At 74.5% G+C, this 13,651-nt stretch carries 14 protein-coding genes; 8 read left to right on the forward strand and 6 right to left on the reverse strand.

Annotation, left to right across the window (positions count from 1 at the left end):
• Window positions 1–168: 168 nt before the first annotated feature.
• Window positions 169–966, reverse strand: coding sequence for a TetR/AcrR family transcriptional regulator (locus VF468_16065; GenBank protein ID HEX5879808.1), 798 nt, complete (start codon window positions 964–966; stop codon window positions 169–171).
• A gap of 72 nt (window positions 967–1,038) precedes the next feature.
• Here VF468_16065 and VF468_16070 point away from each other — a divergent pair, with 72 nt between their 5' ends.
• Together VF468_16070 and VF468_16075 are read left to right on the forward strand one after the other, a co-directional pair.
• Window positions 1,039–2,016 carry an ATP-binding cassette domain-containing protein gene (locus VF468_16070; GenBank protein ID HEX5879809.1) on the forward strand — a complete coding sequence of 326 codons (978 nt, stop codon included), beginning with the start codon at window positions 1,039–1,041 and terminating at the stop codon, window positions 2,014–2,016.
• Complete coding sequence (locus VF468_16075; GenBank protein ID HEX5879810.1) at window positions 2,013–2,858, forward strand: ABC transporter permease; 846 nt, start codon at window positions 2,013–2,015, stop codon at window positions 2,856–2,858. Before VF468_16070 ends, VF468_16075 begins: the two co-directional genes overlap by 4 nt.
• Here VF468_16075 and VF468_16080 read toward each other — a convergent pair.
• The 5 genes from VF468_16080 to VF468_16100 all read right to left on the reverse strand — a co-directional run bounded on the left by VF468_16080 (window position 2,800) and on the right by VF468_16100 (window position 7,904).
• Entirely contained in the window at window positions 2,800–3,645 is an 846-nt protein-coding gene (locus VF468_16080; protein HEX5879811.1) for an alpha/beta hydrolase, read from the reverse strand. The genes VF468_16075 and VF468_16080 overlap by 59 nt on opposite strands.
• A complete protein-coding gene (locus VF468_16085) occupies window positions 3,645–4,475 on the reverse strand; it encodes an alpha/beta hydrolase (GenBank protein ID HEX5879812.1) in 831 nt (276 codons plus the stop codon). Before VF468_16085 ends, VF468_16080 begins: the two co-directional genes overlap by 1 nt.
• A gap of 67 nt (window positions 4,476–4,542) precedes the next feature.
• Entirely contained in the window at window positions 4,543–6,087 is a 1,545-nt protein-coding gene (locus tag VF468_16090) for an HD domain-containing phosphohydrolase (protein HEX5879813.1), read from the reverse strand.
• Between the two features lie 31 nt (window positions 6,088–6,118).
• Window positions 6,119–6,985: an ABC transporter permease gene (locus VF468_16095; protein ID HEX5879814.1), complete on the reverse strand. Its 867-nt coding sequence runs from the start codon at window positions 6,983–6,985 to the stop codon at window positions 6,119–6,121.
• Window positions 6,978–7,904, reverse strand: coding sequence for an ABC transporter ATP-binding protein (locus VF468_16100; GenBank protein HEX5879815.1), 927 nt, complete (start codon window positions 7,902–7,904; stop codon window positions 6,978–6,980). Before VF468_16100 ends, VF468_16095 begins: the two co-directional genes overlap by 8 nt.
• 28 nt (window positions 7,905–7,932) lie before the next feature.
• Here VF468_16100 and VF468_16105 point away from each other — a divergent pair, with 28 nt between their 5' ends.
• The 6 genes from VF468_16105 to VF468_16130 form a co-directional block, all read left to right on the forward strand.
• On the forward strand, window positions 7,933–8,421 hold the full coding sequence (locus VF468_16105) for a YbjN domain-containing protein (GenBank protein HEX5879816.1): 489 nt from the start codon (window positions 7,933–7,935) through the stop codon (window positions 8,419–8,421).
• A gap of 453 nt (window positions 8,422–8,874) precedes the next feature.
• Window positions 8,875–10,092 carry a 2,3-bisphosphoglycerate-independent phosphoglycerate mutase gene (locus tag VF468_16110; protein HEX5879817.1) on the forward strand — a complete coding sequence of 406 codons (1,218 nt, stop codon included), beginning with the start codon at window positions 8,875–8,877 and terminating at the stop codon, window positions 10,090–10,092.
• 23 nt (window positions 10,093–10,115) lie between these two features.
• Window positions 10,116–10,859 (forward strand): sugar phosphate nucleotidyltransferase, encoded by a 744-nt coding sequence (locus VF468_16115; GenBank protein HEX5879818.1) that lies wholly within the window; start codon window positions 10,116–10,118, stop codon window positions 10,857–10,859.
• An 87-nt stretch (window positions 10,860–10,946) separates the two neighbouring features.
• Window positions 10,947–11,921, forward strand: a complete 975-nt coding sequence (locus VF468_16120; GenBank protein ID HEX5879819.1) for a DUF2637 domain-containing protein — start codon at window positions 10,947–10,949, stop codon at window positions 11,919–11,921.
• A 137-nt stretch (window positions 11,922–12,058) separates the two neighbouring features.
• Complete coding sequence (locus VF468_16125; GenBank protein HEX5879820.1) at window positions 12,059–12,547, forward strand: phosphoglycerate mutase family protein; 489 nt, start codon at window positions 12,059–12,061, stop codon at window positions 12,545–12,547.
• 36 nt (window positions 12,548–12,583) lie between these two features.
• Window positions 12,584–13,651 (forward strand): CHAD domain-containing protein (locus VF468_16130; GenBank protein HEX5879821.1); only part of this gene is annotated, 1,068 nt, incomplete at its 3' end.

Below are 13,651 nucleotides of genomic sequence, written 5' to 3' on the forward strand. Positions count from 1 at the left end.
GCCCACGTCAGCCAGATCGGCGACCACGCCGACCTGGAACGGCGGGTCCGCACCTGGAACGCGGCCATCGGCGCCGGCGCCGGCCTCCTTTACGCCGAGGCCTTCCACACCCTCGACACCCGGGGCCGCTGACCGACCGGCGCGACCGGCGAGTTCGCCGGTCGGAGCCTATCGATCGTCGGCCGAAGGCCGACTCCTCGCTCTGACGAACGCCTCGATGCCGTCGAGGACGCGGGCCAGGCCGAACTCGAAGCTCTCCTGGGCCTGGGCGACGGTGTAGGCGGCGTCGCCGGCCGGCTGCTCGAAGGCGCCCGCGGCGGCCACCCTGACCACCGTCGGGTAGCGGCTCGGGTCGAAGTACTTGTCGAACAGGGGCTCGCGGGCCGCCCACCACTGCTCGTCGGAGATGCCGGTGCGCCGCTCGGCCTCGGCGGCCCCCACCGCCATGTCGGCCGCGCCCCTGGTGTAGTCGGCGACCAGGCTGACCACCAGAACCATCTCGGAGCCGCCGAGGCCGATCCCGTCGACCACCCGCAGGGCGGCCTCGAACAGCTCGGTCTCGTTGGGCCCGAGCAGCGCCCGGGACGGGGAGATCTGCAGCATCCAGGGGTGGCGGTGGAACAGGGCCCAGTCCTCGCGGGCCCGCAGCTCCAGCCCGGCCCGCCAGCCCCCGGCCCCGTCCGGCCGGGCCACCTCGCCCAGCACCGTGTCCAGCATGACGTCGAGCAGCTCGGCCTTGCCGGGCACGTAGGTGTAGAGCGACATGGTCCCGACCCCGAGCCGCTCGGCGACCCGGCGCATGGACAGCGCGGCCAGGCCCTCGGCGTCGGCCAGCTCGACGGCGGCGGCCACGATCCGGTCCACGGTCAGGCCGGGCCGCGGCCCCCGGGTCGGGCGCTTCTGGTCCCGCCAGAGCAGCGGCAGGCTCCGCGCCGGGTCGCCGCTGCCGCCGTAGTCGGTCGTCACCCTTGCAACTCCGTATGGTGTACGGTACTCTTCATCCTTACTCCGTACAGTGTATCGAGTAAGGCGGTGCAGATGGCAACGCTACCCGTCCAGGCCGAAGGCCTGCGCAAGCGCTACGGCCCGGCCAACGCCCTCGGCGGCTTCGACCTGGCCGTCGCCGAGGGCTCGGTCTGCGGGCTGCTCGGCCCCAACGGCGCCGGCAAGACCACCGCGGTACGGATCCTGACCACCCTGCTGCGGCCCGACGGCGGCCGGGCCCGGGTGGCCGGCTTCGACGTGGTCGGCCAGGCCGCCCAGGTCCGCTACCGCATCGGGCTCCTCGGCCAGCAGACGGCCGTCGACGAGGTCCTCAGCGGCCGGCAGAACCTGGTCCTGTTCGGCCGCCTCCACCACCTGGGCGCCGGCCCCGCCGGGCGCCGCGCCGACGAGCTGCTGGAGCAGTTCGGGCTCGGCGACACCGGCGGCAAGCCGGTCAAGCAGTACTCGGGCGGGATGCGGCGGCGGCTCGACCTGGCGGCCAGCCTCATCCTGGCCCCACCGGTGCTGTTCCTCGACGAGCCCACCACGGGGCTCGACCCGCGCGGCCGCAACGAGGTCTGGGAGGCCGTCCGCAAGCTGGTCGGCGGCGGGACCACGGTGCTGCTGACCACCCAGTACCTCGACGAGGCCGACCAGCTGGCCGACCAGGTGTCGGTGATCGACCACGGCCGGGTGATCGCCGAGGGGTCACCCGACCAGCTCAAGTCCAAGCTGGGCGGCGACCGGATCGACGTCGTCGTCCACCGGGCCGACCAGCTTCCGGCCACCGCCGCCACCGTCGGCCGGGCCGCCGGGGCCGAGGCCGAGGTCGACCCCGACACCCGCCGGGTCAGCGTCCCCGTCCGCGACCGGGTGGCCGCGCTCACCTCCTCGGCGCGGGCCCTGGCCGACGCCGGCATCGCCGTCGAGGACATCGCCCTGCGGCGCCCGACCCTTGACGAGGTGTTCCTCCACCTCACCGGGCAGCCCACCCAGACGCCCGAGGAGCGGCTCCAGGAGGTGCCGGCATGACCGTGCCGACCATGCAGTCCCCGCAGCCCCCGCCCATGCCCGAGACGCCCGCCGAGCGCCTGCGCTGGTCGCTGGCCGACGCCTGGACGGTGACCGGCCGCGACCTGGCCCACTGGGTCCGCCAGCCGGCCACCCTGGTCATGAACCTGGCCTTCATGGTCATGGTGGTCCTGATGTTCGGCTACCTGTTCGGCGGGGCCATGACGGTGCCGGGCGGCGGCAGCTACCGGGAGTTCCTCCTGCCCGGCATGTTCGCCCTCAGCATGCTCTTCGGCGTCGAGGCGACCATGGTCGCCGTCACCACCGACGCCGCCCGGGGCGTCACCGACCGGTTCCGGGCCATGCCCATGGCCCGCTCGGCCGTGGCCGGCGGCCGCGCCATCGCCGACATGCTCGGCTCCACCCTCGGCCTGGCCGTGCTGCTCGCCTGCGGGCTGCTGGTCGGCTGGGGCTGGCACGGGAGCGCCACCGACGCCCTGGCCGCGGTCGGGCTCCTGCTCCTGCTCCGGTTCGCCTTCGTCTGGGTGGGGATCTACCTGGGCCTGCTCGTCAGGAACCCGGAGGCGGTCGTGGCCGTGCAGGTCCTGGTGTGGCCGATCGGCTTCCTCAGCAGCGCCATCGCCCCCACCGCCACCATGCCGGGCTGGCTCGGCGCCCTGGCCGAGTGGAACCCCGTGTCGGCCACCGCCTCCGCGACCCGCGAGCTGTTCGGCAACCCGGGCTGGGGCGGCGTCTCCTGGGCCGACCAGCACGCCGTGGCCCTGGCGGTGGCCTGGCCGCTGCTCATCCTGGCCCTGTTCGTGCCCCTGGCCGTGCGCCGCTGGCAGCGGCTGAGCCACTGACGAACCCCCGGATCACGGCCGCGACCATGGCCGGGTCGCTGCGGTGGGCGAGGTGGGCGTGGCCCTCGAGCACCTGGACCCGGGCGCCGGGGATGGCCGCCAGCGCCCGGTCGGTCGCCTGCCGCAGCACGGGATGGGTCTCGGTGCCGGCCAGCAGGAGGGTCGGCGCCGAGAGCCCGTCGAAGGCGCCGGGCCGGTAGGTCCAGCCGTCCTCGGCCCGGCACTCCCTGGGCACGGTGGGGGCGCTGGCGAGCATCGTCGGCCAGCGCGGGCCCGAGCGCAGGGAGGCGATCTCCTCGTCGGTCATCCCGACGATGCCGGCCAGCACCAGCAGCAGCGCCGTCTCGGCGTCGCCGGCGGCCAGCGCGGCCTCGACCTCCTCGATGGAGCCGGCGGGATAGGGGATGCCGAGCCCGGGCTCGTAGAGGACGAGGTGGTGGACGGCGCCCGTGAGGGCGGCTCCGCCCATGGCGCAGCCGGCCCCGTAGGAGTGGCCCCAGAGCGCCACCGGCCCGCCGGTCCGGGCCGCGACCGCCTCGACCACGGCGGCCACGTCCTCGAACTCCCGCTCCAGCGCGTAGCCGGCCGCGTCCCCGCTGGCGCCGAAGCCCCGGCGGTCCATGGCGAAGGTCGTCATGGTGTCCCGCAGTTCGGCGACCAGCGGGTCGGACGCCGTGTGGTCGCACATGGAACCGTGCACCAGCACCAGCGGCGGCCCCTGGCCCTCGACCCAGACGGCCAGCGGGGCCCCGTCGGCCGACCGGACGCCGAAGCGGTCCGCGCCCATCAGCGCCGCCCCCGCAGGAACCCGACCAGGTGGCCGGCGAACGCCTCGGGGTCGAGGATGTCCGCGACGTGCTGCTGGCCCTCCAGGACCACGACCCGGGCGTCGGGCAGGGCGGCGGCCACGGTCCGGGTGTCGGCGGCGAACGGGTCGCGGCTGTCCGAGCCGGTCAGCAGCAGCGCCGGCACGGTGATCCGCGCCGCCAGCGCGGGATCGAAGGCCACCCGGGAGATGGCCCGGAGCTCGCGGACGAGTGCCGGCGCGGCCGCGACCCGCGCCGTCCAGGCCGGCTGGGCCCGGAGGGCGGCGAGGTCCGCCTCGGGCATCCGCACGACCTCGCGGAACATGGTCTCCACGACCGCGTCGTGGTCGCCCTCGGCCAGCCGGGCGTCCAGCCGCTGTCCGACGTCCGGGGGGAGCTCGCGGGCGGCGGGGTCGGCCGGCGGCCAGCCCTCGTAGAGCACGAGCCGGCCGAGGTTGGCGGTCAGGGCGGCCCCGCCGAAGGCGCACAGCCCGCCGAAGGAGTGGCCGTACAGGTCGACCGCGGACCCCGAGGCCGCGGCGACCGCGTCGACCACGGCGGCGACGTCCTCGAACTCCCGGGCCAGGTCGTAGCCGGGGGCGTCGCCGCTGGCGCCGCGGCCACGCCGGTCCATGGCGTGGACGGTGGCGTGGGGCTCCAGATAGGGCAGCAGCGGGCGCCAGCGCGTGTGGTCGGCCACCGCCCCGTGCACCAGCACCAGGGGCGGCCCCTCGCCGCTGGTCCACCAGCCGATCTCGGTGCCGTCGCGGGACACCGTCCGTGTCAGGGTCGCCTCGGTGGTTCTGGCCATGGCTCCTGCTCCTCTCGTCGAGTGGAGCTCAGGCTCGCCCGGCGGCCGGGGGGCCGCATCGGTAGGGCTACCTATCCCCCGGTGCCAGCAGGTGGTGCTCCATCGCGAACAGGGCCGCCGCGGCCCGGCTGGACACGCCGATCTTGGTGTAGATGTGCTGCACGTGGTGCTCGGCGGTGCGCCTGGAGATGACCAGGCGCTCGGCGATCTGGGCGTTGCTGCACCCCTGCGCGACCAGTCCCAGCACCTCCACCTCGCGGGCGCTCAGCCCGGCGGGCCGGGCCTGGCGGGGGACCACGGGGGCGTGGCCGGCCACGGCCAGCACGGCGGCGGCGGCGTCGGGGTCGAGGGCTCCGGAGCGGGCGCCGGCGAGCAGCCGCCGCTCCGCCTCCTCCGGGACCAGCGCGGGCCGGTGCGGCCGGGCCTGGGTCATCGCCTGGTAGGCGTCGGCGGCCGCCAGCACCCGGGCCGGCACGGGAAGCTCGGCCCGGGTGGAGCCGCGGTGGTAGCCGCCGCCGTCGAGCCGCTCGTGGTGCATGCCCGCCAGGGGGGCCAGCGACGCCAGCCGCTCCGACCCGGCCAGGATCCGCTCGGAGTGGTAGGCGTGCAGCCGGACCTGCTCCCACTCGTGCCCGCTCAGGCCGCCCGGCTTCTCCCACACCGTGTCCGGGACGGCCACCCGGCCGACGTCGTGGAGCAGCCCGGCGACCTCGAGGTCGGCCACGGCGGCCGGCGGCAGCCGCAGCCGCTCACCGGCGCCGCGGGCCAGGGCGGCCACGCCGCTCGAATGCCCGTGGGTGAAGGGGGATTTGAGATCGGCCAGGTCGGCGAAGACGGCCGCGACCTCGGCCAGCCGGCCGTCAGGCACCGGCACCACCGGCCGGGGCTCGGCCTCCAGCGCCAGGGCCCGCGGGTCGCCCGCGTTCAGCTCGCCCAGCAGCGCCCCGGCGTGGTCCACGAACCGTGCCGCCATCGCCGGGTCGAGCATGCCGCCGCCGCGCCGCCGCACCGCGTCCACCGCCGCCTCGACCCCGCCGATGGTGTCGAACAGCACGGCGATGCCGGTGAGCCGGGCCAGCCGCGACCCCACCGGGAGGTCGTCGCCGGCCAGGCCGGCCGGGACGCCGCCGCCCCGCCACTCCTCGTAGACGTGGTAGACGCTGCGCTGCACCTCCGGCGGCAGACCCAGGCGCCGGGCCGCGTCCCGCCCCACCTCGCAGGCCGCGGTCGTGTACGCCTTCCCGAAGCCGTCGCCCCGGGTGATGGCGGCCAGGGCCAGCCGGGCCCGCTCCAGCGGCGGCCGCCCGGTGGTCAGCAGGGGCAGGAAGGTGGCGAACACGTCCCGGCGGTCGGCCGAGTTGGTCCGCCCCGCGGCCACGTTCAGGACCAGCTCATCCCCGAACAGCCGCGCCGTCTCGTGCGCGTACCCGGTGCAGCCGACGTGGTGCAGCAGCGCCGTGTAGCAGGCCGCCCGGACCTCGTCGTCCGGCAGCTCCAGCGACCGGGCGAGCCGGCCGGCGAGCGCGCAGGAGCGCAGCGCCTCGCCCGCCTGGAGCCCGAACCCCAGGTCGGCCAGGCGCGACAGCCCCGCCAGCAGGTCGGCCAGCCGCACAGCGCATCACCTCCCCGGTCCCGGAGGAAGGCTAGGCCGCCGTGTCGGCCTCGGCGACCCGCCCGGCCCGGCCGGCCCGGCGGCGGCCGCCGCGCGGCGCCCCGGTGCGCGGCTCCCAGCGGAAGAAGCGGACGGCCACGACCACCCCGGCGACCGTCCACAGGGCCAGCATGCCCAGGTGCCCCCACTGGAACCCGCTGCCGGCCGCCAGCGGGTTGAAGGTGTGCCCCATGGCCACGGCGAAGTGCTTCACCGGGAAGATCGAGCCGACCGTGCCCACCCAGGCGGGGGCGCCGGCGGTGGGGAAGAACAGGTCGGAGACGAAGGCGATGGGGAAGAAGGTGAAGTTGGCGATCACCGGCGCCGCCTCCCCGTTGGGGATGACCGCGGCCACCGCCATGCCCAGGGCACAGAAGCAGGCCGCCCCACCCAGCAGGGTCACGACCGCGGCGGGCAGCATCCGGCCGATCACCTCGACGCGGAACAGCAGCACGGCCGCGACCACCATCACCACCGCGCTCACCATCGAGAACCACACCGCCGAGCCGATGCGGGCGCTGATGTAGACCCACGGCGGCAGGGGCGTGCCCCGGACCCGCTTGAGCAGGCCCTCGTCGCGGTTGATGGCCACCCCGGTGACGAGCCCGGTGTAGCAGGTGGAGATCACCGCGAAGGCGAGCATGCCGGGGGCGAGGAACTGGATGTAGCGGATGCCGCCCAGCTCCTCGATGCGGCCGCCGCCGTTGAGGGAGCCGAACAGCAGCAGGAACATCACCGGGAAGGCGAGCGAGAAGAAGGCCGAGAACGGGTTGCGGAGGAACAGCTTGTTCTGGGCGCGGACCTGGCGCCAGAGCACGGCCCCCTCGGAGGGGCGGCCCCCGGGGCGGCGGTCAGGCATGGGCCGGCTCCTGTTCCTCGGCGCCGGTGAGCTGGAGGTAGACGTCCTCCAGCGACGGCCTGGTGACGGTCAGCGCGTCCAGCTCCTCCCCCCGGGCCAGCGCCCAGGACGTGAGGACGTTGAGGGCGCCGGTGGGCTCGGTGGTGCGCAGCTCGACCCGGTCCTCACGCGGCGCCGGCCGGCCCGGCAGGCCGGCCGGCAGGTCGGTCAGGGTCATGCCGGCCGGGAGGCGGAAGGAGATCACCGCCTCGCCCTCGTCGCGGCCGCCCAGCGAGTCGGGGGTGCCGGCGGCCACGATCCGCCCGGCCACGATGATGGCCACCCGGTCGGCCAGGTTCTGGGCCTCGTCCATGTAGTGGGTGGTGAGCAGGATCGTCTTGCCGAGCTCGCGGAGGTTCTCGATCAGCTCCCAGGAGCGCCGCCTGGCCGACGGGTCGAACCCGGTGGTCGGCTCGTCCAGGAAGAGCAGGTCCGGGTCGCCGACCAGCCCGAGGGCCAGGTCGAGCCGCCGCTGCTGGCCGCCCGAGAGCGTCTTGACCCGGGCGCCGGCCTTCTCGCCCAGGCCGACCAGGTCGATCACCTCGCCGGTGGCCCGCGGGCGCGGGTAGTAGCCGCCGAACAGCTCCAGCACCTCGCGCACGGTCAGCTCGCGGAAGTGGCCGGAGGACTGGAGCACGATCCCGATCCGCTCGCGCAGGTCCCGCCCGCCCCGCCGCGGGTCGAGGCCGAGCACCTCGACGTCGCCGGCGTCCCGGTCCCGGTACCCCTCGAGGATCTCGACGGTGGTCGTCTTGCCGGCCCCGTTCGGCCCCAGCAGCGCGAAGCACTCCCCCTCGGCGACCTTGAAGTCGATGCCGCGGACGGCTTCCAGCTCGCCGTAGCGCTTGCGCAGGCCGGTGACGCGGATGGCTGTGTTCATGGTCGACCCCAACTGTAGTCTCAGGAGCATGAACCAGGGACCCGAGCCCGAGGACGTGCGGGCGGCGGCGGTGGCCGCGGTGGCGGCCTTCGTCGCCGACGCCGGCGTGGACGCCGAGGAGCTGGGCGACGGGCGCTGGTTCCTGCGCCTGGCCGGCGAGCGCAAGCTCGGGATCGGCGTCCACCTGGCCGTGGGGGACCGGACCCTGCGGGTGGAGTCGTTCTTCATGCGGGCCCCCGAGGAGCAGCGCGAGCGGCTCTACCGCGACCTGCTGCTGCGCCAGGCGACCAGCTACGTCCTCCGGTTCACCCTGGACGAGGCCGGCGACCTGTTCCTGGTCGGCCAGGTCCCGCTGCGGGCGGTCACCCACGAGGAGGTCGACCGGGTGGTCGGCTCGGTCCTGGATCTCGCCGATGCCGCCTATTTGCCCGCGGTGGAGATTGGGTTCGCATCGAGCATTGCAGCCGAAAAAGCCTGGCGGGCCCGGCTGGCCGAGGGTTCCGCCCGTCCGCCGTAAATTCCATCGAAGTAATTCTACATGCCTCTAGCAGCACATACGCGTCTGACCAGCGGAAACGGTGCCTTGACGGACCCCTTGCCGCCTTCTAGATTCCGCTTCGCCCCGAGGGGCCGACGCGGTAGGACTGGGAAATCCGGATCGGAGTTCTCGCCAGAAGGGCTGACGGGCCCGGACGGCGCGTCGCGGGCGGTGGGACGCGCAACCCGCCGACTGCGGCGAGGTCCAAGCGGCCTCTGGGTCGTAGGACGGGACTTTCGCGAGTCGTTCTCGGGAAGGCCACGGGAGTTCCTCGGGGCGCCGATGACCCCCAGGGGCCCAATCGGCCGGGAGCAGGCGGGCTTGCCCGCCGGTCAACCGGACGGGGTTCCTGGGGGTCGTCACTTTTCGCGCCCGCCCGGCGGGGAACCGTAGACTCAGGTCCAGTACCCCCCGGCAGGTCGGAGGCGGCCCATGTCGATCACCCTCACGCAAGAGTCCGTCGTGACCGAGATGGCGAGGCCCGAGGGCAGCAAGGCCCTCCTGCTCGTGATGGACGGGCTCGGCGGCTACCGCACCCGCGAGCGCGGCTCCGAGCTCACCGAGGCCAGCACCCCCAACCTCGACCGGCTGGCCGGCGAAGGCTCCCTCGGCCTCCACGACCCCGTCACCCGCGGCATCACCCCCGGGTCGGGCGCCGGCCACCTCGGCCTGTTCGGCTACGACCCGCTCGCCTACGAGATCGGCCGCGGCGCCCTCTCGGCCGCCGGGATCGGCTTCGAGCTCCAGCCCGGCGACGTGGCCGCCCGGGTCAACTTCTGCACCATCAACCCCGACGGGACCATCGCCGACCGCCGCGCCGGCCGGCTGCCCACCGAGGAGGCCGCCGGCATCTGCGACCTGCTGGTGCGCGAGATCCAGCTCGACGGGGTCCAGTTCTTCCTCCAGCCCGAGCGGGAGCACCGCGGCCTGCTGGTCCTGCGCGGCCCAGGCCTCGACCGCGACGTGACCGACACCGATCCCCAGCGCGAGGGCGTGCCCCCGCTCGACCCGGTGGCCCGCTCGCCCGAGGCCAAGCGGACCGCCGAGCTCATCGGCCGGATCCTCGACCAGGCCCGGACCCTGCTCGCCGACCGGGAGCGCGGCAACTTCCTGCTCCTGCGCGGCTTCGACAGCGTCAAGGAGATGCCCAGCTTCCCCGACCGCTACCAGGTCCGGGCCCTGGCCATCGCCGCCTACCCGATGTACGTCGGCATCTCCCGGCTGCTCGGCTTCCAGACCCACCAGGTCGACGGGGCCGCCCCCGAGGAGGTCGACGCCCTGGCCGAGCTGCTGCCCGACCACGACTTCGTGTTCATGCACATCAAGAAGACCGACTCGGCCGGCGAGGACGGCGACTTCGAGCGCAAGGTCGCGGCCATCGAGGAGGTCGACGCCCTGATCCCGCGCATGCTCGACGCCGGGGTCGAGGTCCTGGCCGTCACCGGCGACCACTCCACCCCGGCCCAGATGGCCGCCCACTCCTGGCACCCGGTGCCCGTCCTGCTCTGGGGCGGCACCGCCGCCGCCGACGGCCTCCCCGCCTTCGACGAGGTCAACTGCCGCCAGGGCTCCCTCGGCCGCTTCGAGGCCAAGCACCTCCTGCCCCAGCTGCTGGCCGCCGCCGGCCGCCTCACCAAGTACGGCGCCTAGGACAACGAGGAGGACCCAGCCCAGTGAAGGGTGTGATCCTGGCCGGCGGGACCGGCTCCCGGCTGCATCCCCTGACCCGCATCACCAACAAGCACCTGCTGCCCATCTACGACCGGCCGATGGTCACCTACGCCATCGAGACGCTGGTCTCGGCCGGCATCACCGAGCTGATGGTGGTCACCGGGGGCACCCACGCCGGCGAGTTCCTGCGGCTGCTCGGCAACGGCCACGAGTACGGCATCGACCGGCTGCTGTATGCCTACCAGGAACGGCCCGGCGGCATCGCCGAGGCCCTCGGCCTGACCGAGCGCTTCGTCGACGGGGACCGGGTCGTGGTCATGCTGGCCGACAACGTGGTCGAGCGCAGCCTGCGGCCGGCCGTGACCAACTTCGCCGCCCAGGAATCCGGCGCCCGCATCGTCCTGGCCCGCATCGACGACCCGGCCCACCTGCGCCACCTCGGCGTCCCCGAGCTGGACGGCGACGGCCGGGTCGTCCGCATCCTCGAGAAGCCCGACGACCCGCCAAGCAACTACGTCGTCACCGGCATCTACTTCTACGACGAGCACGTCTTCGAGGTGATCCCGACCCTGCAGCCGTCCGGCCGGGGCGAGCTGGAGATCACCGACGTCAACAACTGGTACGTCGAGCGGCGGCGCATGGAGTACGACGTCCTCGACGGCTTCTGGGGCGACGCCGGCGAGTCGATCGACGCCTACTACGAGGTCAACGACTTCGTCCGCGTCCACGGGGCCAACAAGGACTGAAACGTCCGTAATGTGCGTCGCCCGGCCCGGGTGCGATAGAACCTTGCGCGCTTCTGCCCGAACCCCGCCCCGAGGAGCGTGCCGCCCGTGGCCCTGAACGGCCCACCCCTGATCACCGGGATCGTCGCCACCGACAAGTGGCTGACGCGGTTCCGGACCATCCTGGTCGCCGTCCTCGGCGCGACCGTCCTCGGCATCGCCAGTCTCGCCTTCTACACCAGCTTCGAGGCCATCCGGGCCTACGCCGTCCGCTCCAACGGCATCGCCCCCGAGCACGGCTGGGCCGTGCCCCTGATGGTCGACTCCTTCATCGTGGTCGCCCTCGGCGCCGACCTCTGGTTCACCACCACCAAGGCGCGCCGCGCCTGGTGGGAGGTGTGGTGGCCCAAGCTGCTGCTGGCCGCGGCGGCCGGGGTCAGCTTCGTGCTCAACGTCGCCCACGCCGAGCACAACTGGGCCGCCCGGGGGGTCGCCCTCATCCCGCCGGCCGCCCTGGTGCTCGGGGTCGAGCTGCTCATGATGGTCCTGCGGCGGGCCACCACCCTGCGCGCCACCCGGCTCCAGGTCGAGGCCGAGGCGGCCCAGGAGACGGCCATGGCCGCGCCCCTGGCCCGCATCCAGATCGAGGCCATGCGCCGGCCCCGCCGGCCCGACACCGCGCTCGGGACCGCCACCCCGGCCCCGCCGGCGCGGCCCGCCCCGGCCGAGCCGAAGGCGGGGGCGCTGCCCCGGCCGGCGGGCCGGGCCCCCGCCGACACCTTCCGCCAGGCCGTGGCCGCGGCCAAGGGCGAAGACGACCCGCGACCCCGGCGCCGCCAGGCTCCGTACATGGTCGCCTCCGCCATCCTCGACGAGCGGGCCGACGCCGACACCCTCACCCCCGCCCAGCTGGTCGAGGCCATGGCCGAGCGGGGCGTGCCCATCAGCCAGTCGACCGCCCAGGCACTCCTGCGCGAGCTCCGCTCGCCCCTCTCCACCCGCATGGCCAGCCGCCGTCCCACCCGTGAGCCCCGGCCGACCGGCACGGGCAACGGCGGCCGGCAGGCGGTCCGCCCCAAGTAGGGCCGGCCGGGCCAGGGCCGAACGGACGATTTCCGCACGCTCCGGGTCGTGCTTGAATTGTCCTGTCGGCCGCCATCGGTCAAGCTGGGCACGGACCATGGCGAACAGGGCGAGATGGTCATGGGGAGGATGTGCCCGTGGTCTATCTCGTGCGCCACGCCCACGCGGGAACCAAAGCCAAGTGGGAGGGGCCCGACCTGGCCCGCCCCCTGTCGGCGCAGGGCCGCAAGGAGGCGCTCGGGCTGATCGAGCGGCTCCGCTCCTTCCCGCTGGGCCGCGTGCTCTCCAGCCCGGCCGAGCGCTGCCTCCAGACCGTCCAGCCGCTGGCCGCCCGGCTGAGCCGCCCGGTGGAGCCGCACGAGGTCCTCGGGGTCGACGGGTCCGGTGCCGGCGTGGTCGAGCTGCTGGAAGACCCGGCGCTGGACGAGGCCGTCCTCTGCACCCACGGCGAGATCATCGGCGAGGTCTTCGACGAGCTCCACAAGGCCGGCCTCAAGCTCTCCGATCCCGGGCGGCCGAAGGGCTCCACATGGGTACTCCGGCGCGACGGTGGGCATGCATGGAAGGGGATCTACCTGGCGCCGCTGGCGATCGAGCCGGAGGCCCAGGACTCGCTCCCACGGTGAGGCCCGCAGGCAAGGCGCGAGCAAGGAGGACGGCCGATGAAGGAGCGTGAGGCGAAGCTGGCCGTCCCGCCCGGCTTCGACCTGCCGGAGCTGGGCGGGCTGGACGACGGCTTCCTGGCCGAGCCGCAGCCCACCAGACGGCTCCGGACCACCTACTACGACACCGCCGACCTGCGGCTGGCCCGCTGGGACGCCAGCCTCCGCTACCGGCCCGGGGAGGGCTGGACGGTCAAGCTACCCGAAGGCCAGCACGGGGTCCTGCTGGTCCGGGCCGAGCACGTCTTCTCCGGCGACGGGCGCCGGCCCCCGGCCGAGGCCCTCGCCCTGGTCCGGCCGTTCGTCCGCACCGCCGGCCTGTCGCCGTCGGTGCGGATGCGCACCCTGCGCCGCCCGGTGGAGCTGCGCGAGCCCGGCGGGTCGCGGCTGGGCGAGCTGGTCGACGACGAGGTCCAGGTGCTGGAGGGCAGCCGCGTCCTCAGCCGCTTCCGCGAGCTCGAGGTCGAGCTGGAGGAGGACGCCGACGTCGACCTGCTCGAGCAGGTGGTGGACGAGCTGCTCGACGCCGGCGCCCAGGCGGCCGACCCGACCCCCAAGTACCTGCGGGCCCTGGCCGGCCGCGAGCGGGTCCTGGGGCCCGAGGTCGTCCAGCCGGAGGTGGACGACGGCTCCAGCGTCGAGGAGCTGCTCCGCCACGACCTGGCCACCTCCACCCTGCGGCTGTTCCGGCACGAGGCCGGGGTCCGCATCGGCGAGGACCCCGAGGCCGTGCACCAGGCCCGGGTCGCCACCCGCCGCATCCGCTCCACCCTGCGGACCTTCTCCAAGCTGCTCGACGAGGAGTGGACCGACCGGCTCCGCGACGACCTCAAGTGGCTGGCCGACCTGCTCGGTCAGGTCCGCGACACCGACGTCATGCTGGAGCGGTTCGAGGACCACCTGGCCGAGCTCCCGGCGGAGGACGCCAAGGCCGGACGGCGGCTCCTGGCCAAGCTGTCCGACCAGCGCGACCAGGCCCGCCGGCGGCTGCTCGGCGCCATGGCCCAGGAGAAGTACGCCGTGCTGCTCGACGACCTGGTCGCCGCCGCGGCCGCGCCCGCGCTGCTC

The organism is Actinomycetota bacterium, assembly GCA_036280995.1.
In the GTDB taxonomy this organism is placed as follows: Bacteria; Actinomycetota; CALGFH01; order CALGFH01; family CALGFH01; genus CALGFH01.